The organism is Aneurinibacillus sp. REN35 (genome assembly GCF_041379945.2).
Classification (GTDB): domain Bacteria; phylum Bacillota; class Bacilli; order Aneurinibacillales; family Aneurinibacillaceae; genus Aneurinibacillus.
Window position 1 is genome coordinate 425201 of sequence record NZ_JBFTXJ020000001.1, and the last position, 23906, is coordinate 449106.

Below are 23906 nucleotides of genomic sequence, written 5' to 3' on the forward strand. Positions count from 1 at the left end.
TTTTCTTTATTGTAATAGGTGTTAAGCAATTGAAAATCTGTTGATACGAAGCGAGGGAGAAAAAATGAAGCGATGGAGCAAGGTTCTTCTGGCATCAATGCTGTTGCTATTGGTCATCCTGACAGGGTGCGGAGGCGGCAAGACGGCCACGGGAGAAAAAAAGCAAGGAGATGAAAAAACACTAACAATCTATACGGCACTAGAAGATGATCAAATTCAAACGTATCTTGCATCATTTAAGAAAAAATATCCGGATATTACACTGAACATCGTGCGTGACTCGACGGGTGTCATTACTGCTAAGCTTCTCGCAGAAAAAGAAAATCCGCAAGCAGATGTGGTGTGGGGAACCGCAGCAACAAGTCTGCTCGTGTTAGATCAAAATCAAATGCTCGAAGGCTATTCACCAAAAGGTATAGAACGCATCGTCCCTCAGTTCAAGGATAAAGCTGAACCTGCCCATTGGGTCGGGATTGATGCGTGGGAGACAGCGGTTATTGTAAACACGAAGGAGTTAGAGAAACGAAAGCTTCCCATTCCGCAAACGTATGCAGATTTAACTAAGCCAGAATACAGAGGACTAATCGTCATGCCGAATCCGTCCTCTTCGGGTACAGGATTTCTAACTATTTCTGGATTACATCAATTGCTTGGCGAGCAAAAGGCATGGGAGTACATTGATAAGCTGCATGAAAATATTGCGCTGTACACACATTCCGGTTCCAAACCAGCAAAGATGGCGGCACAAGGTGAATATCCGATTGGCATTTCTTTTGGCTATCGCGGAATTACAGAGAAGAAAAAGGGAGCGCCAGTAGAAGTTGTATTTCCTAAAGAAGGCTCCGGCTGGGATTTAGAAGCAAATGCATTGGTGAAAAAGAAACAGATTAAGCCGGAAGCAAAGCTATTCCTCGATTGGGCGATCAGCGATGAGGCGATGAAAGAATACAACAAGAACTTTGCGATTGTCAGCGTGAAAAATGAAGGACAGGTAATTCCAGAAGGCTATACGCAGGATCCATTACAGCAGCTGATTCCGTATGATTTTAACAAAGCAGCAACGGAGCGTGAACGTGTTCTAAAGGAATGGGATCAGCGCTATAGCGCAAAAAGTGAACCGAAAAAGTAGAAGGGGGAAGTATGAGCTTATGAAAGATGCATACCTTTCCGTACATAACATCTCCAAGCAATTTGGTGCCTATACTGCATTACGTGATATTAGCTTTACGATTCGTAAGGGTGAGTTTGTTTGTTTGCTTGGTCCAAGTGGATGCGGTAAAACGACGCTGCTCCGTACTTTAGCTGGCTTAGAACAGCCAAATCAAGGTCGGCTGTTCGTCGGAGGAAAGGATGTCACGTCTCTTCCTCCATCGCAGCGCAACTTCGGGATGGTGTTCCAATCGTACGCTTTGTTTCCGAATTTGACAGCCTATCAAAATATCGCGTACGGCTTGAAAAGCAGAAAGCTATCTAAGCGTGAGATCGAAGAAAAGGTGAGAGATGCACTCGCAATGGTTGATTTAGAACATGTGCGAGATAAGTATCCGTCGCAGCTTTCGGGAGGACAGCAGCAACGTGTTGCACTGGCGCGCGCAGTTGTCTTGTCCCCTGATTTTCTACTCCTGGATGAACCGTTATCGGCGCTCGATGCGAAAGTACGTATGAAGCTGCGGCGAGAAATTTGTGCCTTACAAGAAAGGTTAGGGATTACAACCATTATGGTTACCCACGATCAAGAAGAAGCATTAACAATGGCAGATCGCATTGTAGTAATGAACCATGCAGAAATTGTACAAATTGGCACACCGCAGGACGTCTATCAGTATCCCAGCTCTCCGTTTGTGGCTGACTTCATCGGCGCCATCAATTTTATGCCTGCTTCCCGATGGAGTAATGCGGCATCAAGCGAGGAAGGATTGCTGGCCGTGCGTCCCGAGCATATTCGCATTACGGAAGTGGAGAGTGATGTAGGCTTGCAGGCTGTGATTCGGGATATTGAATTCCGAGGTCCCTTTTATCGGGTTATGCTGCAAATGATGGATGATCATGATACACCGACGGATCAAGTTATGGTACTGGATGTATCTGCACATGTATCAGAGCGGATTCAACTAGAAAAGAATAAACGGTTATCACTTGAATTACCAATGGAGAGGCTGATCTCATTTGAAGAAGGTATGGTGGCAAAATGAGCGCGGAGAAGAAAGTTTGCTGAATAGGCCGATGATTCGTCAAAAAAATGAACACGAACAGTGGATACAAAAAGCGTTAGTACTTATCGTGTTTGTTTCCCTTTTCGTCAGTATTATTGTGCCCCTTGGTGTATTGTTTCGTCAAGCATTGGTAGATGAGGCAGGAGCGTTCATCGGTTTTTCACATATACGTACCTATCTTTCCAGTCCAGCGCTGGTGCAGTCTCTTACGAATACGGTATATGTTTCGCTGATGACAACCGTTGTATCTGTTACGCTGGCGTTCTTGTATGCCTACGCGTTTCATCGTATGGCCATGAGAGGAAAAGTGTTTTTCAAATATGTGGCATTGCTTCCGTTGTTTGCGCCAACTATGATGCACGGTATTGGCCTGACGTATTTATTCGGCAATCAGGGTGTAGTAACAACGGGGTTGTTCGGATATTTCTCTCAAGGTATTGATATTGATTTGTACGGTCCAATCGGTATTATTCTGGCAGAAATTTTTTATACATTCCCACAGGCGTTTTTAATTTTAAGCGTGTCATTGGCGGTTGCGGATTATAGGTTGTATGAAGCAGCAGATACGCTGGGTGCAGGGAGAATTCGCAAGTTTTTTACGATTACATTACCCGGGGTTAAGTATGGGCTTATCAGTTCCGCGTTCGTTGTTTTTACATTGAGTTTTACCGATTTTGGTGCACCGAAAATTGTCGGCGGACAATATAACGTGCTGGCAACCGACATATATAAGTATGTGATTGGGCAGCAAAATATGGCGATGGGTGCCACGGTGGGCATGATTTTGCTGCTTCCGGCAGTGGTCGCATTTATCGTTGACCGTTTGGTAGAGCAAAAGCAAGGTTCATTTATCACGGCTAAGTCGGTCTCGTATCGTATCGAAAAAAAAACGCTGCGTGACTCCCTTGGTTTTATATATTGCCTGCTTATAGCCTCTGCCATTTTAATTCTGCTGGGTGCGGTTGCGATGGCGGCAGTTGTAAAAGTGTGGCCGTATGATTTAACGTTTACGCTGATCCATTTTGATTTTACAACGGTTGCTGGCAGTGATGGAATGACGGCCTACCGGAATAGTGTGCTGGTCGCTTTCATAAGTGCAGCAGCAGGAGCTGTAATCACATTTATCAATGCGTACTTGATCGAAAAAAGCCGATGGATGTCAATACTACGACAGCTTAGCTATTTTATCTCCATCCTGCCAATGGCGATTCCAGGGTTGGTGATTGGACTTGCCTACGTCTTTTTCTTCAACCAGCCGGGCAATCCATTGAACTGGATGTATGGAACCATATGGATCATTATACTGGCAAACATTACTCATTTTTATTCGGTGGCATTTATCACCGCAACCAGCGCGTTAAAAAAGCTTGATAAGGAATTTGAGCTTGTTTCTGAGTCGATGGGCGTGCCATTCTATAAGACATTTTTTCGAGTTACCGTACCACTAACCTTGCCCGCGATTTTTGAGATTGCTGTTTATTATTTTGTCAATTCGATGGTGACGATTTCGGCTGTCGTCTTTCTTTATTCCGCTGATTTTAAACTGGCATCGGTAGCGATCGTTAATATGGATGATGCAGGAGATATTGCCCCAGCGGCTGCGATGTCGATGCTAATTTTGCTAACAAATATTGCTGTGCGAGCCATATATGAAGTGCTGACGGGGAAATTGCGTCAGCGTACACAGATATGGCAAAAACAATAAAAGACGGAGAGGAAGAAGAGGATCATGATACAGGGTGTAATTTTTGATTGGGCTGGAACAATGATTGATTATGGATGCTTTGCTCCACTGGCAGCTTTTATGGACGCCTTTAAACACAAGGGTGTTGAGATTACTGCGGAAGAAGTGCGGGAGCCGATGGGGCTTCCAAAGCGTGATCACATTGCGGCGATTTGCGCCATGAAGCGTGTGGCAGAGGCATGGGAGAAAAAGTATGGCAAACGTCCAGATAATGAAGATATCGATGCGTTGTATGCAGATTTTGAAGCTGGATTGTTCTCTGTACTAGCTGATCATGCAAAACCGATACCGGGGTCTGTTCAGTTGGTCGATCGTTTGCGTGCGCAAGGAGTTAAAATTGGCTCTACGACGGGATATACGTTAGACATGATGAAAGTGATCGTACCAAAGGCGAAAGAACAGGGGTATGCGCCGGACGTCATTGTAACACCTGATGACGTGCCAGCAGGTCGTCCGCTCCCTTGGATGTGCTATGTGAATGCGATGCGCTTAGGTGTGTATCCAATGTACAGGTTGGTAAAGATAGGCGATACAGTAAGCGACATTCAGGAAGGAAGGAACGCCGGAGCATGGACAGTAGGTGTCATCAAAGGCAGCAGCGAACTTGGCCTGAAGGAGGAAGAAGTGCAGACATGTGACTCAGATGCGCTCCATCAAAAAATGGATGCTGTTCGTGAACGATTTTACCATGCAGGTGCTCACTTTGTTATGGAAGCCATAGGCGAATTAGATGAAGTCATTGCTCAGATAAATGAGCGCATGCGGCAGGGTGAACGTCCGTAAGCGCGATAGGAAGGGAAGAGAAAGATGGCACATATGACGACCAAACAGTTACCGGATAACCCGTATTTGTTATTAACGCCAGGTCCGCTTTCAACAACAAAGCAGGTCAAGGCAGCGATGCTGCGCGACTGGTGCACATGGGATGAGGATTACAATGAACTTGTACAATCCATCCGCCAAAAGCTGGTAGAATTAGCCGCTTCGAATACAGAGAATTATACCGCTGTGCTCATGCAGGGAAGCGGGACATTTTCTGTGGAGTCTGTTATCGGCACAGCGATTCCTGAAAGTGGAAAGCTGCTGGTGCTGACTAACGGAGCATATGGCCAGCGAATGGTTCAGATGGCTCGTATGCTCCATATTGAAACGATTGTTCTTGATGCAGGAGAAGTTGCACCGGTAAACGTGGCGCGTTTAGAAGAAGAACTAAAGCAAGATCCGGATATTACGCATGTCGCAGTCGTGCACACGGAGACAACAACAGGAATGCTCAATCCCATTGCAGATGTTGGGAGAGTAACCAAAGCGTATGGCAAAGGCTTTATTGTCGATGCAATGAGCAGCTTTGGCGGCATTGCGCTGGATGCAGCGGAAATGGAGATTGATTTTCTGATCAGCAGTGCGAACAAGTGCATTCAAGGAGTGCCGGGCTTTGGATTTATTCTGGCAAAAAGAGAGACACTTGCCGGGTGCAGGGGACAGGCACGTTCGCTATCGCTTGATTTATACGAGCAGTGGAACACAATGGAGAAGGAAAATGGAAAATGGCGCTTTACTTCTCCGACACATGCTGTATATGCCTTTTATACTGCGTTGAAAGAATTGGAGGAAGAGGGCGGTGTTGCGGCACGGGAAGCGCGCTACCGGCAGAACCAACACATGTTGGTAGAAGGGATGCAGCGTTTTGGATTGATACCGTTGTTGGATAAGCAGCATCAATCTCCCATTATTACTTCTTTCTATTATCCAAAGAGTTCGCTGTTTACATTCAAAGCGTTCTACACACGACTGAAAAGGGAAGGTTTTGTCATTTACCCAGGCAAGATTACAACAGCAGATACGTTTCGCATCGGAAATATCGGAGAGGTATACCCTGATGATATGAAGCGATTGGTAGAGACGGTAGAAAAGAACATATTTTGGTAACACGATGTGATGATATATACTAGAAGGGAGAACAGATATGAAGGTGTTTTGTTTAGGTGGGGCAGGTCGGATTTGCCGGGAAGCTATTTTGGATTTAGTGGAGCATTCCTCGTTCGAAAAAATTACGGTGGCAGACTTTAATGAAGAGGAAGGTCGCAAAGTGGTGGAATGGTTGAATGATCCGCGCGTTAATTTTCAAAAGGTTGATGTGCGAAATCATGAGGCGACCGTAGAGCAAATGCGAGGGTATGATGTAGTAATGGATGGTACGACCATTACGCTAAACGGACTGTCTACGGCATGCATCGCAGAAGCGGGATGTTGCGGTGTTAACTTGAATGGATTCGGTGAAGAGGAAGCATCAAACGAGGTGTTTCGGAAGAATGGAAAAGCATGCGTACCGGGCTTTGGGATGACTCCCGGTGTAACACAAATGATGGCAATGTATGCAGCCAATCAATTAGAGGAGATCGAGTCCATTCGTGTAAGTCATGGTGCATTCCGCCCGATTGCTTTCTCGCGTTCGATTGCGGAGACGACGACATATGAATATGATCCGGAACTGCCTGGACGTATTGTATATGAAAACGGTGAATTTATACAGGTACCTCCGTTTGCAAGACCTCGTGAAATTCGTCTGCCAGAACCGTATGGCACAACCATACAATATATCATTCCGCATGCGGAAACAAAGACCTTAGCCAAAGCGCTGGTACATAAAGGTGTGAAATTAATTGAAGTGCGCGGCACCTGGCCAAAGAAAAACATGCAGTTGGTTCGTGCGCTGTATGATTGGGGTGTATTACGCAATGAAAAGATTGTAATGAAAGGTGTAGAAGTTGGTGTTCTTGATTGCATTAGTGAATATCTGTTCCATTCTAGGGAAGGAACAGAAACCGAATTGTACGGCTATTCGCTGCATGTAGAAGTCGTGGGTGTAAAGAATGGAAAGCGAATGCGCCATACTTTATATCACACGCACCCGGCTTCAGACGGATCGGTAGAAGGATGGGAGCAGTTGCGTGCGTATACACGCAACGTTGGCATCCCTATGGCGATTGCAACAGAAATGCTGGCAAAAGGAATGGTAAACGCAACAGGTATTCTTACGCCGGAGGAAGCATTTGAGCCGGTTTCTGTTTTTAAAGAACTGGAGAAGCGTCAAATCTTTATTCATCATGAAAGTACAGAGATCGGTGAAGAAAGCGAAGCAGAAGTAGAGTCAATATCACTCTAGTCTAAAAGGAATACTGAGATAAAACAGGAGGCTTTCGTGACGTGTCACTCATTGGAGAAGAGAGAAAGCAGTTTATTTTACAGCGATTGAACGAATCAGGAAAAGTGAGGACCATGGATCTAGTAGATAAGCTAGAGGTATCGTCTGAAACGATTCGCCGTTATTTAGAAGAGCTTGAAAATGAAAAGAAGCTGAAGCGGGTATATGGCGGAGCTGTAAAAGGAAACGATGGCAAGGAGGAACCTTCTATTTATACTCGTGAGATTCTCCATGCTGAAGAGAAGAAGCAGATAGGCAAAGCAGCCGCCAGCTTGATTCAAAGTAACGAGATCATAGCGATTGATGATGGTACGACAACGATTCAGCTTGTGCATTATCTTATGGAAAAAGAGAACATTACGGTGATTACTGCGTCTTTTCCTGTTTTATCGCTTTTGCTGCAGTATGAAAATCAAGGACTGTTTTCCGGAGAAATATTTTTTATTGGCGGTAAGGTAAATTCGCGCTATTCTCGCACGTCTGGTTCCTTAGCAGAAAAAATGATGGAAAACTTCAATGTGGATAAAGCCTTCATTGCGATTGATGGAATTTCTCTTGAAAGAGGAATTACGAGTTATGACGTTGAGCGAGCTATGCTATCCCGAAAATTTATGGAACAAGCTACACAGACAATCGTCATGTTTGATGGCTCAAAAATTGGTGCAAGCAACTTCTACAAGCTAGCAGGGCTTGAAGATGCCGATGTTTTGATTAGCAACCTCCCAGTTCCTGTGGAGTGGGAGGGAGAAATCAGACAGGCTGGGATAGAATGGTTGGCTGCTGATTAGATAAATATGGTAAATAAAGAAGAAAGGCAAATTTTATGTGTTCAGCCTTTCTTTTTTTATATTTTAGTGTGCATGTATTTGAATTTTCTAACATTATGATTGCATCCATGTTTTCTGTATGATAATATAAATGCGAACAAGGGTTCTGATCGGGCGGTGTGAATCAATTCTTACATAATCAAAAAATACGGAAGGAAGTGCAGAAATGATAACGGAACGGTCTGCCGAGATAGATGAAGTGATTGCCTATATTCACCACCATCTTGATGAGCCTTTGCCGCTTTCTCGATTGGCCAGTTATGCAGCCTATAGCCCGTACCATTTCACACGCGTTTTTAAAGAAAGAACGGGTCTCTCCCCCCTGTATTATGTTTCATCCCTGCGATTACAGAAAGCTAAGGATCTGCTGCTGCGTACCAACCTTAGTGTTCGTGATATTGGATTGGAGATCGGTCAACAAAGTCTAGGAACATTCACCACACGATTTACCGAGCGGGTGGGAATGTCACCGACCCAATTTCGAAATTCTACATTGCAAGCGGAACATCACTTGCAGTCATTGCAGATGCTTAACCGTTGGCATGCTGCTACGCCGCAAGCTATAACAAATCGATATGGCAGAATAGAAGGGACCGTCGAAGCCGCCAGTCCTTTTGATGGTGTTATTTTGATCGGTTTGTTTGCCAAGCCGATTCCAGAGGGAGTCCCTTTATATGGAACATTACTTTTTTCTTTAGGGGATTTTTGCTTTACAGGGGTTAAGCCAGGCGTCTATTATTTGATGGCTACATCGCTTTCTTGGGGAATGAACGCGATGGATGTTCTTCTTCCTCAAACAACGCTGCGCACTCGATCCAAGGAGCCGCTTGTTGTCGAACCGTATTCTTTTGTACCGTATCAGCGGGTAATGCTCTATCCTCCCCGCTTGGATGATCCGCCCATCCTGATTTCTCTTTCTCTATTAATGAATAATTTTCTTGAGCGAATGAAACAAATTAGCAACCGATAAGAGGCGATAGGATACGTTTACTGAGGAGATATTCACCCTTCATTCCCTCAAAATCAAATGTAACAGTAAAATAAATCATAGCATGAGGTTGCCTTTTTTAGAAAGGCAACCTCTTTTTGTCGTTTAGAAGATGTTACGTCGTTTCATTTGTACTATTAATTTTATATTTAGCCATTCTCCGTACTAATAATGACTGGGTGATACCTAACTCCTTTGCTGCTTTGCGTGTTGTTTTATATTTTTTATACGTGTGCTCGATTACTTTTTTTTCAATGTTTTCAAGAATATCAGGCAGGGAGCGTCCTGTTATATATGCAGCGATATCATTTTGTTTTTGCTGTAATTGCAGGAATCTCTCGGGTAAGTCAGATAGGGAGATTTCCTCTTGCTTTGCCATGACGACCAATTGTTCGAGTAGATTTTCTAGTTCTCGAATATTGCCCGGCCATTCATAGGTTTGCAGGATTTTGCCTACTTCAGTAGACAGCTTTCGCTTTTGATTATGCTGCTCATTGAACTTTTTTAAATAAAAATGTAAAAGAGGGAAAATATCCTCCCTTCTTTCACGCAATGGTGGAATGGTAATCGGCAAAATATTAAGTCGGTAGTAGAGGTCGGCCCGGAACTTCCCGCTCGCTACCATCGTCTCCAATTCTCTATTCGTAGCAGCGATGATTCGTACATTGGCTTTAAGCGGTCGAGCGGCGCCGAGCGGCGTGTATGTCTTATCCTGTAAAAGCTGAAGGAGCTTGGATTGCAGATGAAGCGGCAGTTCCCCGATTTCATCGAGAAACAACGTACCCTGCTCCGCCATTTTTACAAGTCCGATTTTTCCGCTTGTGTTTGCTCCAGTAAAAGCGCCCTTTTGATAACCGAAGAGCTCTGATTCTATCAGTGATTCAGGAATGGAGGCACAGTTAATGTGGACAAAGGGCATGGTATGCCTTTCGCTTAATGTATGAATTTGCTGTGCGGCGATGTTTTTTCCCACACCGGTTTCCCCTGTAATAAGAACCGTGGTTTCAACTCCGGCAACTTTTTCTATTAACTCGGATAGTGAGCGATAGGCTTCGCTTTGTCCAATAAAATAAAAGTCCCGATCATTTGGGATGACATATTTACTGTTCATTCTTCGAATCTCTTGACTGTACCGCCGCAGGAGCGCTTCCATATCCTCGATCTTAGAAGCGGTACGTACGACTTCGGTGATGTCCCGAGAATGGGCAACAACATATTCAATATCGTTATGTGCATTCAAAATCAAGTGGCCTGTCACCATATATTTTCTTCCATTCGCCATTTCCTGTACGGTACTAACGGCTTGTTGGGATTCCAATGTTAATTTGGTTGCAGAAGGTGAGAATGTCCCCTCCCGTTCTAACTGCGCAACGCTCTTGCCAATCATTTCCTCCTTTGTTTTCCTGCACATTTTGGCGCTGGCACTATTCATCCACAAGGTTTTACCCTCTTTATCCGAAATATAAATTCCATCACTGATAGAATTGAAAATTTTGAAAAAATAATTGGGATCAATAGAAAAGTTTTTGTTCTTCATCTGTTATTCCTCCGGTAGCTACGTATCATTATCGAATTTTTGAGTTACTTATGAATCGCGTATTCATTTTATGTGGCATCATGCGGTAAAGAAGCGATTTAATATTGAATCACATGAATTATTATTAATTCATTATAGTCCAAATATATAAAAAAATCTAACTTCTCAAGTTGGTTTTAGTGATTTATCGCCTGCTAGGCGCTTAAAAGTTGGCGTGGGAATTGCTACGTAAGAAAAGTGTACAAAAGAGGAGGGGTCTACATGAACAGAAGAAAAGTAGTACATACGTTACGTGCAATCGTATTGGGTGGTCTGATGACTTTTGCGACGGCATGCGGAGAACGAGGAGCCACCACATCGGGTTCAACAAGCGGAGGTGCGGAGGGTGACACTGTAAAAGTCGGTGCGATCTTTCCGATCACAGGCGGCTCAGCTTATCAAGGAAAAAGTTTTAAACAGGCAATTGATATGGCAGCAGAAGAGATTAACGCAAAAGGCGGAATTAATGGAAAGAAAGTAGAGCTTTTGGTTGAAGATGATAAAGGCATCCCGACTGAGGGTGTAAATGCAGCGCAAAAGTTAATTACGCAAGACAAAGTATCCGCCATTCTAGGCAACTTCAATTCTTCGGCTACACTTGCCGTACGGGCTGTAACAGAACGAGAGAAGGTAGTGCAGCTAACGCCGGGCTCGACCGCTGATGCCATTACAGAACCAGGACATGCCTATATGTTCCGCAATCTGATGCCAAATAGCGCACAAGGGCCGGCAATAGCAAAGTATTCTGTAGAAGAACTTAAATTGAAAAATATCGCAATCATAGCGGAAAATACAGATTATGGCCGCTCCGGTGCAGAAGGATATAAGAAGACGGTAGAAGAAGCCGGAGGGAAAATTATAAGCGTAGAGTATTATAACCAGGGCGATAAGGACTTTTATGCGCAGCTTACAAAGCTTAAGAACCTTAAGCCAGACGGTATTTTTATCGGGGGGCTGATTACTGAAGGGGCGCAAATTCTGAAACAAGGCCGTGACTTGGGTGTGAAGACGCAGTGGCTTGGTTTAGGCGGCTTCACGAATGATAATTTCCCAAAATTAGCTGAAGGTGCAGCAGAAGGTATGGTGCATGTTAGCTACTTTGAACCTGGTGCCTATGATTATTTCCCAGACTCTAAAGAATTCGTTGAAAACTATAACAAGAAATATGGCATGAACCCTGATATGTATGCGGGCAATGGGTATGAAGCGATGTATATTCTAGCCGAAGCCATCAAAAAAGCAGGCGGTGGAGATCGGGAGAAAATTCAACAAGCGATGAAGGAAATCAAAGATCTGCCTGGAGTATGCGGTCCCACTACATTTGATGAAAATGGACAGGCGAAGAAGCCGATGCTGTTCGTAAAAATCCAGGACGGAAAGCGCGTACCGATTGGTGCAAATAAGGACAGCAACTAAAAAATGAGCTGTTAGGAAGTCGAGGACTGCGAAGGGAATCGGCTTCCCCTTTTACATACATAGGAAAAGAGGCGATTATACGCATGATTGAGTTTATTCAACAAACGCTCAATGGCCTTGTTATGGGGAGCAGTTATGTGCTTACCGCTCTTGGTTTAACACTTATTTTTGGCATGCTGGATATGATGAATTTTGCTCATGGAGAGCTATTAATGGTAGGGGCGTTCACAGCGGTAGCGCTTGCTGTCGGATTACAGCTTCCGTATCTTGCTGCGCTTCCGATGGCAGTGGTAGTAGTTGCGTTGATTGGAATTGCTATCGAGCGCACTGCATTTAAGCCCCTGCAGAAGTCGGACCGGGTTAATCTTCTCGTCAGTTCACTGGGCGTCTCGATTATTTTGCAGAATGCCGTGGAATTAATCTGGGGTCCGGACCCGCGCAATCTGAGTTCGCCTTTCCTTGAGATGCAGATCAATGTTGGGGGCATCATTTTAAACGGACAGCGTTTGTTTATTATATTTACAGCGGCCATTCTTATCGCGATTCTATACTATGTCATTCAGCGAACGAAGGTGGGCATTGCCATGAGGGCCTGTGCCTTTGACATGGACACGGCAAGGCTGATGGGAATCAAAGCAAACACGATTATCTTGACAACATTTGCGATTGGAGCAGGACTAGCCGCAGCGGCAGGCATTCTATTAGCCCCGGTATTTAGCGTATACCCAACGATGGGTGTAATGGCGACGATGAAAGCATTTGTGGTTGTTCTTCTAGGCGGAATCGGCAACGTAAGCGGTGCCATTGCCGGCGGGCTTATTCTTGGCTTGATCGAAACCTATGCCGCAGGATATTGGTCATCAGAATATAAAGACGTTGTTGCTTTTGTCATTATGATCTTAATCCTTTTATTCAAGCCGGCAGGACTTTTTGGAAAAAACATTCAGGAGAAGGTATAGATGAAGAAAAGAATAGGACTCCTCATATGTATAGCTGCAGCAATCGGCTTTCCGTTTGTTTTTTCAGATAACTATTTGCTCCATATTATGGTGATCAGTGGCATCAACATTGTTCTGGTGCTGAGCCTTAATTTAATCGCCGGATTTACAGGCCAGGTATCTTTAGGGCATGCGGCCTTTTTCGGGATTGGTGCCTATACCTCCGCTTTGCTTGCCCTTAACGGTGTGCCTACCATGTTCTCCTTTATTTTAGCCGCCATTATCTCTGCGGTATTTGGCTTGATTATCGGTTATCCTGTACTGCGCCTGCGCGGCCACTATTTTGCCATTGCAACACTTGGCTTTGGCGAAATCATTCACCTCATTCTGAATAACTGGGTGGATGTGACGAGAGGACCGATGGGGCTAAGCGGAATCCCGAAGCCTGATCATATTGGATTTGTTGACTTTAGTTTAAAAATCGACTACTACTATTTAACACTCATCCTTGTGTTAGCGGTTATTTACCTATCAAGCCGCATAAAAAAATCAAAAATGGGCCGGGCATTGCTGGCGATCCGTACGGATGAAATTACAGCAAGCTCAATGGGCATCAATGTCGCCTACTATAAAACCACTGCCTTTGTGTGGAGTGCGGCCATCGCCGGTATGGCTGGTTCAGCCTATGCGCATTATGTTCTTTTCTTAAGTCCAGAGACCTTTAAGTTAAGCATGTCCATCAACATTCTGCTTATGCTTTTGATCGGCGGAATGGGAAGCATCGCTGGTGCGATACTCGGTGGCTTATTCATTACAGTGCTCTCCGAATACTTACGGGCGTTTGCGGAATATCAAATGCTTATTTATGGGGTGCTTATTGTTATTGTTGTTATTTTTGCGCCGAAAGGGCTTAGCGGTATGCTAGAACGTATAAAAAAAGTAGGCAAAAGAGAAAGGAAGGAACTTCATGAATCAACCTATTCTTCAAACTGATAGGCTAACCATCCGATTTGGCGGTATAGTGGCAGTTGATCATGTTAATCTAGTGATTCATGAAAAAACGATTTTTGGCTTGATTGGCCCAAACGGTGCCGGAAAAACAACAACGTTTAATCTCCTTACAGGGATATACAAGCCAACAAATGGCAGCGTGTTTTTTAAAGGAAAGAATATTACGGATCTAAAAACGCATCAAATAGCGCCGCTGGGGATTTCGCGGACGTTTCAAAATATACGGCTATTAAAGGATCATACGGTGTTTGAAAACGTCTTACTGGCGACACATTCCTCTCTCTCCTATAACTTCATGCAAGCGCTTTTTAAAATGAAGAAATTTACGATGGAGGAGACAGAGAAGGCTAATAAGATCAATGAATTGCTGGAGAAGTATGATCTATATCCGATCCGAAACGAGCTGGCAACAGACTTGCCACAAGGATTACAGCGGAAAATCGAAATCGTACGGGCTATTAGTACAGGGGCGGATTTTATCTTTCTCGATGAGCCTGCAGCCGGGCTGAATCCGGTAGAAACAATGGAATTGATGAAGCTGGTTAAGCAACTGCGGGATGAAGGAACGACCATTTGTCTGATCGAGCATGACATGAAGCTTGTTAAAGGGGTATGTGATGAAATCGCAGTTTTGAATTTCGGGAAGCTAATTGACCAGGGGGCCTACGATAAAGTTATTTCCAATCCACAGGTTATCCAGGCGTACTTAGGTAGGAGGCATGAGCATGCTCAAAGTAAATAACCTGAAAGTTTCGTACGGAAGTATTCAAGCGCTGAAAGGCATTTCTCTTGAAGTGAAAAAAGGAGAAGTAGTAACATTAATCGGCGCAAACGGGGCAGGGAAATCGACACTGTTAAAAACGATTTCGGGATTGGTCTCTGCACAGGAGGGCAGCATATTTTTCGAGGATAAGGAGATCACTTCATTATCTCCAGATAAGATTGTAAGCATCGGCATTGCCCACGTTCCAGAAGGAAGAAAGATTTTTACAAACATGACTGTTTTTGAGAATCTAAGAATAGGCTCATACCAACGCAAGGATAAGGACGGCATTACAAAAGATATGGATGAAATTTTTGAATTATTCCCTATTTTGCGGGAAAGAAAAGAGCAAATGGCCGGAACTCTATCGGGTGGAGAGCAGCAAATGCTGGCATTGAGTCGGGCTCTTCTCTCCAAGCCAAAACTTATAATCCTCGATGAACCTTCGTTAGGACTTGCGCCGGTTATGGTAGATACCGTATTTGACGTGATAGATGAGATTAGCAAGAAGGGAATCACCATTCTTCTTGTAGAGCAGAATGCTACGCTTGCCCTTGAATCATCTGAGAGAGCCTATGTTTTGGAAACAGGAAGCATTAAGATTGCCGGACAGTCGAGAGATTTATTGGAAGATGAAACCATCATTGAAGCATATCTTGGTTAGGAGGAGCGAAATGACAACAAATCAAATGATGATTAAAGTAGCGGCAGTGCAGACGAATCCAAGGATTGCTGATGCTGCCTATAATCTTGCACAAAGTATCACGTTTATTCGGGAGGCTGCAGGGCAGGGTGCAAAAGTCATTGTGTTTCCTGAATGCGCGCTTACGGGATACTGTTTTGAGAGTCGAGAAGATGCGGAGCAGGCAGCACTTCATGCGAATGGAGAATGGGTGGAAAAGCTTACGAAGGAGGCAAGAGATGCAGACGCCTATATCGTTACAGGATTTATAGAAAAGCGAAATGAAAAACTATATAATTCCCTAGCGATAATCGGGCCAGAAGGATTGATAAAGATCTATACGAAAGCACACCTGCCCCAGCTTGGGGTAGATAACTTTGTGGAACCGGGATGTGATCCGTTCATTCCTGTTGACACAGCAGTAGGGAAGCTGGGCGTTCTGATTTGCTATGATATTCGCTTCCCAGAGCAAGCACGGGCGCTGGCACTCCAAGGAGCAGATATCTTAATTCATATCACGAATTTACCGCTGACCGCTTCTTCGCAGCTCGATTACTTACTTCCGGCCAGAGCGAATGAAAACCATGTGCATATTATTTCTTCTGATCGGGTTGGCGAGGAGCGCGGCTTTGTTTTCTTGGGGAGAAGCACGATCTATGATGTAGACGGTGCGATTATCTCACAGGCAAACGATACGGATGAAATGATCATTTATGCGGAACTTGATCTTACCCAATCCCGTGAAAAATCGGTGTATTATCCACCGGCAGAAGGAAAGCCGGTTGCCCATACGAATTCATTGTTTGCTGCGAGACGAAAAGAACTGTATGGCGTGCTCAGTCAGTAAAGGAACAGCATAGGAGAGGAGAGCGGGACGCTATGGGAGACAATGCATCATATATAAATCTTGAGCGCATCATGCATACCATCAACGAAAGCAGCAAGATCGGAACGCTGTCGGCAGGTGGATTGTGCCGATTGGCGCTTAGCGATGCCGATAAACAAATGCGTGATCTTTTTAAAAGCTGGATGGAGGAAGAAGGGCTTGAGGTCCGGATTGATGATATGGGCAATATGTATGGTCGCAGAGAGGGCAGAAACAAAGAAGCGGCAGCTATTTTGATCGGCTCTCATCTGGATACGCAAACCGAAGGGGGCAATTATGACGGTATTCTTGGCGTGTTAGCATCGTTAGAGGTGATTCGTACATTAAATGAGCATCAAATCGTAACAGAGCGACCGATTGAAATTGTTAATTTCACAAATGAAGAGGGCGCGCGCTTTGAGCCGCCCATGGTTGGTTCAGGGGTACTTGCCAATGTGTTTAGCAAGGAGTATGTGTTACACCTTACGGACAAAGAAGGCCGCGTTTTTGGTGAAGAATTAGAGCGCATTGGTTATAGGGGAGAGAAGCAAAACCGCGCATACCATGTGCATCGCTTTATAGAATTACATATTGAGCAAGGTCCTGTGCTCGAACAGAATAAAATAGCCATTGGCGCAGTGGAAGGCATTCAGGGAATGACATGGCTAGAAGTAACAATAAGAGGGAAGACATCACATGCCGGCACGACTCCGATGGGAATGAGAAAAGATGCGTTGGGAGCGGCCGCAAAGATTATTAAAATGCTTAATGAATCGATACATGAAATGAACCCTGACATTCTTCTCACAATGGGGCGATTCTCCGTGACTCCGGGAACGGTGAATTCGATTCCTGGTGAAGTTGTATTTTCAGTGGATGTCCGCCACTTTGAAGACTTGATCCGCGATCATGCCGTAGAAGTGGTGAGAGAGAAAATAAGTACGATTACTGCTCTTGAAGGTTTTGAAGTGGAAATAAAAAAAATATGGGAGTCGAATGCGACACAATTTTCTTCTGATATTATTGAGTTAATAGAAGAGGCGGCCAATGCGCATGGCTATACAACGCAGAGAATGGTTAGTGGAGCTGGTCACGATTCGAAGTACATGCGAGAGATTGTCCCAACGGGTATGATCTTTGTTCCGAGTATAGGGGGAAAAAGTCATTGCCAGGATGAATATACGCTGCCTGAGGATATCGAAAAGGGTGCGAATGTTCTGCTTTATGTTGTTCGCTCATTGGCTAATGCATAAATAAACGAAGAGGAAAGGGGAGTATGCAATGACTGCAAAATCAAAAGGAGGACTTCTGGAATCCGTTATCGATCAGATTGATGAATTATGGGAAGATGAAATCGCCTTTCTGCAACAGCTTGGCAGATATCCCAGTGTACTTGGGAATGAGGCTGCTATTCAGCGCTACATAGCACAATATCTAGAAACTGAGCTGGAGCTTGAAGTGAACACACTTATCCCGGACGCCAAAAAAATCTCAAGGCTCCCCGGCTATTCTCCTGCTGAATGGTCGTATGAAGGACGTCCAGTCGTAGTAGGGAGGCAAAAAACAAAAGGTGAGAAAATCGGGAACAGCCTGCTTCTACAAGGACATATCGATGTGGTAAGTCCTGAGCCAGTCACGCTTTGGAATTATGATCCTTGGGGTGCAACAATCGTCGACAATAAGATGTATGGACGCGGCATTCAAGATATGAAATCAGGTGTGGCAGCCATGATTTTTGCAGTAAAGGCAATTAAGCGGGCTGGGATTGAGCTGGGCGCTGACGTTCTGATCGAAACGGTCATTGAGGAAGAATGTACAGGGAATGGAGCCTTAGCTGCTCTAGATGAAGGATATCTAGCAGATGGTGTGTTAATTCCAGAGCCATTTGGTCCGCATGCCCTTATTGCACAGGTTGGAGTCATATGGATGAGGATCAAGGTGAAGGGTTCAGGTGCGCATGTTGAAAGAGCTGATCGTGCGGTGAATGCTATTGTAAAAGCGTATACGGTCATTGATGCGCTTATGGCTTATCAAAAAGAAATCAATAGCAGACCAAAACATAAAGAATTTGAACACCATAGCCATCCGCTTAATGTGAATATTGGTACCATCCGAGCCGGAGACTGGCCCTCGAACGTTCCTGCCGAATGTGTGATTGAAGCTAGGATCGGCCTCTATCCTGGAGAAGACCCGCAAAAAATAAAAGAGGAAGCAAAGGCTTTTATTTTGGCCGCCACAAGCAAAGACGAATGGTTAAGAGAAGTAGAACCGGAAATTACATTCTATGGATTTCATGCAGAAGGTGTCTCGCTCAAGCGAGATCTAGAGCTGTTTACGTGCTTGCAGCAAGCACATAAGGTCACGATGGGATCGGAATTAGAATACCACTCCGTGACGGCTACGACGGATATTCGCTTTTATAATCTGTATTACGGTATACCTGCGACCTGTTACGGGCCAAGCGGTGGAAACATGCATGGTGCAGATGAGTGGGTCGATTTGCCAAGCGTAAAGAATGTAACAAAAACCTACGCTGCTTTTATTCTGGATTGGTGCAACGTACGAGAATAACGTAATTATGGAGAGAGAAGAAAAGGCGAGCTGGCTGTATATCATGACGGGCGTGCTCATCGCGCTCGTCGCCATTTCTTTTGCAAGGCTTTCTTATGGTGTCGTCCTTCCTTTTATGAAGGATGGCCTTTCCATTTCCTACAGATCGGCAGGCTTACTTGGAACAATGACCTCACTTGGCTATTTGCTTACCGTCATGTTTGCAGGAGTTGTATCTACCAAGTGGGGAGAAAAAAATACCATCCTTTTTGGCCTCTGCATTATTACTATAGGTTTTCTTAATTTATCCATCGCATCTTCGTATTGGTATAGCTCTATTTTTATGTTTTTGCTGGGTGTGGGGACTGCCTTTACGTTTACTCCCTTAATCGCTATTCTGATCGAGTGGTTTCCGCACCGAAGAGGTTTTGTGATTGGGTGTGTGAATAGCAATGCCGGAATCGGCTTATTGTTCGTAGGGATACTGGTTCCCTTCCTTACTGCGTTATATCCTGAAACATCCTGGCGATTAACATGGCGGATTTTTTGCGTGATGAGCGCATTGGTCTTCTTTGCGACGATATTTTTTATGAAAAATTCGCCACGAAAAGAGGCAGCGGTGATTCATAAGCCTTCCTCATCAAAAAAGATCTATACAGATCGAAAGGTCATTACGGTAGGTTTGCTATACGGTATTGTTGGCCTTACCTTTATCGTGCAGTCTGTTTTTATGATGAGTTTTATGCTAGAGGAGGGGCTGCCGCAGCAATTCGCAGGACAATTGATTGCTTTTAATGGTTTGCTATCCATTCTTAGCTCCCCGGTATGGGGTGGGGTCTCTGATCGATTCGGAAGAAGAAATGCGCTGATCTTCGCAATGAGCCTCAACTTCCTATCTACCCTTATTCCGGTTCTGTTTCCAAATGCTATCGGCTTTACGTTCAATCAACTGCTTCAGGGGATCGTGGCTACGGGAATATTTACCCTCGTTCAAGCATTAAGTACAGAGCAGGTGTCTTCGCGGGACACGCCGATTGCCTTTAGCTATGTTACGTTTTATTTTGCGGCCGGACAGTTTATCGGCCCGACGTTAGCAGGCTGGATTATTGATTATGGAGGCTTTAAAAGTACGTTCTTTCTTTCTGCGATATGTATGGCGATTGGTGTGTATATATCGATAAAAATTTCGCCAGCCCGCAAACGGGAACCGGAGTTAAATCGCTAACATGGTCGGTATTGTTTCATTATATTAAATCATTAATAAGCTGCTGTGGCTGAGTATAAGGCGCTTGATAGGCCGAGCGATAAGCTTGTTGACGCAATTGCTCCGTATATATATCCGCTATCTGCCTTGCTACATCCGCATCTTGTCGGCTTGATTCAAAAGATGCCGTGTTATCCTGTTGGATTGTAGGGATGCTTGTGCCTGATGACGTCTCCATGAATGGAGTGGTAGCCGCAGGCTGATATGCGGGAAGCGTGAAATCAAGCATACGCTGCGTCATTTCTAATGACGGCTGCCGTGTGATCTCAGCCGGTTCATTCAGCGTTGTGCCATCCTGTCTTTGAGCCTGACCATCTGGCGAAATCGTAGTGGTAAGTGGTAGATCGAATGAATAATCAGGTAGGGATGGAGTAGGCTGTGTCATTTGCAAGCGCATCATGGCCATTTGCTGTACAGGTGATAATCCGTAGTCATTAATTCTCATCAGTACTCTCCTTTCACCCTTTATCTATAATAACTACCCAAAAAAGTGGGTAGTTTTTCTTTTTTTTTGCAGATATGTGGCTCAATAAAGCAAATGTTGTGTATAAAAAAGCTTGTTGAAAACAAAGTAGTTCAATAGTATGATGTGCTTGTTGCAAATGATGAGAAATACATATTAAAAATGAGCGGTGAAGCCAAGACATGAAAAGAGAAGAATTCGAGATTCAAATGACGAGAGAAGAGATTATTCAGCATGGTATGCTGGTTTTTCAAACCATAGGCGCTCACTATATTTGTGAAGTGTGCATTCAAAGTGGAAGTTCGTGCTGCTATGTATGCGAGCATATAGAGGATGGGATCGGATGTCAAAAGAGGAATACGGCCTGTACAGCCTGGTTATGTGGTCTGCAGAAGTTACTCTTTCAAACCATTGGCCTGATGGATCAGTGGGAGGATTTCTGGAATCAGATACCTGGACAGCTTTTCCGCAAAGATGAGACACCGGATATCGTGAGCGTTCCCTTCTCTATGTCGATTGAGACATTCGATAGTCAATCCGGTGAACAGGTAGCGAAATGGTTGAAGCAGTATGCAGAAAAGGGAGGAGACATAGCAAAGCTAGAGAGTTACTTGGCTCATAGACATACGTACAATCGGCTTGAAGATATAAATCTAGCACAGATTGATAGGAAAGAAGAGTCGGCGGTGTAGATTCTAGCACCATATAGGTTATTTTTCCTTGCTGTTCCATATTTTTATAGTAAAATAAACCCATATAATAGAAAATACAGTCACAGGAAGAGTGGGAGAAAGGATGAATAAACAAAGAGAGGGCGTTAGACTACAGCGAGGAGAAATACATACGATTTTCATTATTATAGCTGCGTTTTTAACTTTTTTTCTCGTTCGAATAAACAGCGAGGCTTTATATGGTATTTTAGATCCGCCCAATTATTTGTCCATACACATTCTTCTTGAAGTGTTTGGGATTTGTGTAGCCTTTTCTATCGCGCTTCAGGGATGGATGATTTTTCCGCATACCATGTCCTGGCACCGCATGCTTGTAGGTGCTATTTTTGGAGTATTGGGCGTATTTGGAACCCTGCATATGCTTTCGTACAAAGGTATGCCGTTCTTTATTACAGAAAGCTCTGTCCCAAAAGCAACCTGGTTCTGGATGGCCCAGCGTTTTACAGAGTCGTGCAGTCTGCTGTTGATTTTTTTGTTTAAGGACTCGATTGTTCCTGCGGTAAGAAGGTATACGATCGTGGCGTCTGCCGTTCTTTTTTCTCTGCTTGTTTCGTCCGTTATCATGTTCAACGCATCACAGCTCCCGATGTTGGTTATTGAAGGAAAGGGCCTTACTCCTTTAAAAATCGGCTTGGAATACATCTTTTGTTTTTTTAATGTGCTAACGATTGGTATCCTTCTTCATCAGTATCGGCTTGATCGACAACCTGCGAAGCTTACATTGATGCTTGCCTGCCTGTTTTTTTTGCTTGGCTCCTTGGAATTTACTACATATAAGAGTGTGTATGATTTTAATAACCTGCTCGGGCATGTTTACCGGTTTATCGGTGTTTATTTTATTCTTAAGGGCATTTATTTCGCCACGATTGAGGAGCCCTATATTCGTTATACCGAAGCGAAAGAGGAACTGTACCAAAGTGAAAAATACCTGCGCACCATTACATCTACGTTAGGAGAAGGGGTATTAGTAACAGATAAGTGGGGTCGTATTACATTTATGAATCCGGAAGCGGAGAGACTGCTTGGCTGGAAAAAGAAAGAACTAGAAGGAAGCGTCTTCTGTGATGTTATTCTGTATGGCAGAAGTACGATTGATTTCTCTTCATCCGGGCTTCATCAGTATAAGAGTGATGACGAGATGTTTATCAGAAAAAACGGTATCGCTTTTCATGTCTCGTGCGTCTTTACTTCAATGCTTGAAGGAAGCGAGCGAACCGGTACGGTCATTGCCTTTAATGATATTACGGAACGAAAACAGCAGCAGCGTATGATTGAGCATATGGCCTATTATGATTCGCTGACTCAACTGCCGAACCGGGCGTTGTTCCATAAGCATCTCAGTGAAGCGATCGAGCATACGAAGCAGACAGAAGCCTCCTTTGCTCTTCTCTTTCTTGATTTGGATAACTTTAAGTACATTAATGATGCGCTCGGTCACTCATTCGGTGATCTCGTTATTCAAACCATTGCCGAGAAGCTGCAGCGCGTGGTAAGAGAAGAGGATATCGTAAGCCGGGATGGCGGAGATGAATTCTCACTGTTGCTAAAGGGAGTAACAAAATCGGAAGTGGAAGCAGAAGCGGCACGCATTCTCGAGGTGTTCAATAAAAGCTATACACTTAAGGAGCATGACATACATGTTACGGCTAGCATCGGTATTGCGATGTATGCGGGCGGTGCGGAAGATGCCGAGACACTGGGGCGGTATGCGAATATTGCGCTCTATGATGCAAAAAAAGAAGGAAAAGATACCTATCGCCTGTATTCGATGGATATGCAGAACTATATATTTCCTCGCGTATTTATGGAGAGTGCGCTTCGTAAGGCGATAGAGAAGGATGAACTGGTGCTCTATTATCAGCCGCAAATTGATATACAGACAGGCAGGCTTGTAGGCGCAGAGGCGCTGATCCGCTGGATTCATCCGGAGAAGGGCATGATACCGCCTGATGAATTTATTCCGCTGGCTGAAGAAACTGGACTGATTGAGTCCATTGGAGAATGGGTGCTAGAAACAGGATGCAGACAGGTCAAAACCTGGGAGAAGGCAGGATTTCCCCTGCTGCGCCTTGGGGTTAATCTATCAGGCTATCAGTTCCGGCAGCGGCATCTCAGCGACTCGATCCAGATCATACTTGAAAAAACGGACATGCCCCCTGAATTCGTTGATATAGAAATTACAGAAAGCATGACAATGAATGTAGAGCGTACTATTACCACCCTCTGCAAATTGAAAAGCATAGGCGTACAAATCAGTATGGATGATTTCGGAACCGGTTATAGTTCATTAAGCCATTTAAAGGACTTTCCGATTGACCGATTGAAGATTGACCGTAGCTTTATTCTTGATTTACCTGCCAATACGGAGGACCGGGCTATTGTTTCAACAATTATTACTATGGCGCAAAATCTGCATCTTAAGGTGATTGCCGAAGGGGTAGAAACAGAGGAACATCTGAATTTACTGCGGTATTTGTGCTGTGATGAAGCACAGGGCTATTTTTTTGCTAAGCCGCTCTCGCCAAAGGAATTTGAGCACTATTTGATCGAGGGGAAGCTGACATTTGCATCTACATAGGGAAGGAAAAGAGAGGCTGCCAAGATGTTTTGGCCGTCTCTTTTTTTATTTTTTAGACTATAAGTCCTGTAAATTTGTAATAGAATGGATTA

At 44.3% G+C, this 23906-nt stretch carries 21 protein-coding genes; 19 read left to right on the forward strand and 2 right to left on the reverse strand.

Annotated features, from left to right (window positions below):
• The first annotated feature begins 64 nt into the window (after positions 1-64).
• The 8 genes from AB3351_RS02080 to AB3351_RS02115 all read left to right on the forward strand — a co-directional run bounded on the left by AB3351_RS02080 (position 65) and on the right by AB3351_RS02115 (position 8959).
• Positions 65-1129, forward strand: coding sequence for a putative 2-aminoethylphosphonate ABC transporter substrate-binding protein (locus AB3351_RS02080; protein ID WP_371145454.1), 1065 nt, complete (start codon positions 65-67; stop codon positions 1127-1129).
• Positions 1130-1148: 19 nt separating this feature from the next.
• Positions 1149-2192 carry a putative 2-aminoethylphosphonate ABC transporter ATP-binding protein gene (locus tag AB3351_RS02085; protein ID WP_371145455.1) on the forward strand — a complete coding sequence of 348 codons (1044 nt, stop codon included), beginning with the start codon at positions 1149-1151 and terminating at the stop codon, positions 2190-2192.
• Positions 2193-2223: 31 nt separating this feature from the next.
• Positions 2224-3918, forward strand: a complete 1695-nt coding sequence (locus AB3351_RS02090) for a putative 2-aminoethylphosphonate ABC transporter permease subunit (protein ID WP_371145672.1) — start codon at positions 2224-2226, stop codon at positions 3916-3918.
• Positions 3919-3942: 24 nt separating this feature from the next.
• Complete coding sequence (gene phnX / locus AB3351_RS02095; protein WP_371145456.1) at positions 3943-4740, forward strand: phosphonoacetaldehyde hydrolase; 798 nt, start codon at positions 3943-3945, stop codon at positions 4738-4740.
• Between the two features lie 33 nt (positions 4741-4773).
• Entirely contained in the window at positions 4774-5886 is a 1113-nt protein-coding gene (gene phnW / locus AB3351_RS02100) for a 2-aminoethylphosphonate--pyruvate transaminase (RefSeq protein ID WP_371145673.1), read from the forward strand.
• A gap of 37 nt (positions 5887-5923) precedes the next feature.
• Complete coding sequence (locus tag AB3351_RS02105; protein ID WP_371145457.1) at positions 5924-7123, forward strand: saccharopine dehydrogenase family protein; 1200 nt, start codon at positions 5924-5926, stop codon at positions 7121-7123.
• 41 nt (positions 7124-7164) lie between these two features.
• A complete protein-coding gene (locus tag AB3351_RS02110) occupies positions 7165-7950 on the forward strand; it encodes a DeoR/GlpR family DNA-binding transcription regulator (protein ID WP_371145458.1) in 786 nt (261 codons plus the stop codon).
• A 205-nt stretch (positions 7951-8155) separates the two neighbouring features.
• The gene (locus AB3351_RS02115; RefSeq protein WP_371145459.1) at positions 8156-8959 is read left to right on the forward strand and encodes a helix-turn-helix domain-containing protein; all 804 of its coding nucleotides are present in this window, start codon (positions 8156-8158) and stop codon (positions 8957-8959) included.
• A 133-nt stretch (positions 8960-9092) separates the two neighbouring features.
• Here AB3351_RS02115 and AB3351_RS02120 read toward each other — a convergent pair whose 3' ends face one another.
• Positions 9093-10514, reverse strand: a complete 1422-nt coding sequence (locus AB3351_RS02120; protein ID WP_371145460.1) for a sigma-54 interaction domain-containing protein — start codon at positions 10512-10514, stop codon at positions 9093-9095.
• Positions 10515-10775: 261 nt separating this feature from the next.
• Between AB3351_RS02120 and AB3351_RS02125 the strand changes: the two genes are divergently transcribed.
• From AB3351_RS02125 to AB3351_RS02165, 9 genes are all read left to right on the forward strand, one after another.
• Positions 10776-11969 (forward strand): ABC transporter substrate-binding protein, encoded by a 1194-nt coding sequence (locus AB3351_RS02125; RefSeq protein ID WP_371145461.1) that lies wholly within the window; start codon positions 10776-10778, stop codon positions 11967-11969.
• A gap of 83 nt (positions 11970-12052) precedes the next feature.
• The gene (locus AB3351_RS02130; protein ID WP_371145462.1) at positions 12053-12928 is read left to right on the forward strand and encodes a branched-chain amino acid ABC transporter permease; all 876 of its coding nucleotides are present in this window, start codon (positions 12053-12055) and stop codon (positions 12926-12928) included.
• Positions 12929-13900: a branched-chain amino acid ABC transporter permease gene (locus AB3351_RS02135; protein WP_371145463.1), complete on the forward strand. Its 972-nt coding sequence runs from the start codon at positions 12929-12931 to the stop codon at positions 13898-13900. It abuts the gene before it with no gap.
• Positions 13875-14660 carry an ABC transporter ATP-binding protein gene (locus AB3351_RS02140; RefSeq protein ID WP_371145464.1) on the forward strand — a complete coding sequence of 262 codons (786 nt, stop codon included), beginning with the start codon at positions 13875-13877 and terminating at the stop codon, positions 14658-14660. Before AB3351_RS02135 ends, AB3351_RS02140 begins: the two co-directional genes overlap by 26 nt.
• A complete protein-coding gene (locus AB3351_RS02145) occupies positions 14644-15345 on the forward strand; it encodes an ABC transporter ATP-binding protein (RefSeq protein ID WP_371145465.1) in 702 nt (233 codons plus the stop codon). The genes AB3351_RS02140 and AB3351_RS02145 overlap by 17 nt, the downstream gene beginning before the upstream one ends.
• A gap of 10 nt (positions 15346-15355) precedes the next feature.
• Complete coding sequence (locus AB3351_RS02150) at positions 15356-16210, forward strand: carbon-nitrogen hydrolase family protein (protein ID WP_371145466.1); 855 nt, start codon at positions 15356-15358, stop codon at positions 16208-16210.
• A gap of 32 nt (positions 16211-16242) precedes the next feature.
• The gene (locus tag AB3351_RS02155; RefSeq protein WP_371145467.1) at positions 16243-17481 is read left to right on the forward strand and encodes a Zn-dependent hydrolase; all 1239 of its coding nucleotides are present in this window, start codon (positions 16243-16245) and stop codon (positions 17479-17481) included.
• 28 nt (positions 17482-17509) lie between these two features.
• Positions 17510-18799 (forward strand): ArgE/DapE family deacylase, encoded by a 1290-nt coding sequence (locus AB3351_RS02160; protein WP_371145468.1) that lies wholly within the window; start codon positions 17510-17512, stop codon positions 18797-18799.
• A gap of 7 nt (positions 18800-18806) precedes the next feature.
• Positions 18807-20003, forward strand: a complete 1197-nt coding sequence (locus AB3351_RS02165; RefSeq protein ID WP_371145469.1) for an MFS transporter — start codon at positions 18807-18809, stop codon at positions 20001-20003.
• Between the two features lie 19 nt (positions 20004-20022).
• On the opposite strand, the gene AB3351_RS02170 is transcribed toward AB3351_RS02165, so the two are convergent.
• Positions 20023-20487, reverse strand: coding sequence for a hypothetical protein (locus tag AB3351_RS02170; protein ID WP_371145470.1), 465 nt, complete (start codon positions 20485-20487; stop codon positions 20023-20025).
• Positions 20488-20687: 200 nt separating this feature from the next.
• On the opposite strand from AB3351_RS02170, the gene AB3351_RS02175 reads away from it, so the two are divergent.
• Positions 20688-21197: a DNA mismatch repair protein gene (locus AB3351_RS02175; protein WP_371145471.1), complete on the forward strand. Its 510-nt coding sequence runs from the start codon at positions 20688-20690 to the stop codon at positions 21195-21197.
• A gap of 103 nt (positions 21198-21300) precedes the next feature.
• Positions 21301-23814: a bifunctional diguanylate cyclase/phosphodiesterase gene (locus AB3351_RS02180; RefSeq protein WP_371145472.1), complete on the forward strand. Its 2514-nt coding sequence runs from the start codon at positions 21301-21303 to the stop codon at positions 23812-23814.
• The last annotated feature ends 92 nt before the right edge of the window (positions 23815-23906 follow it).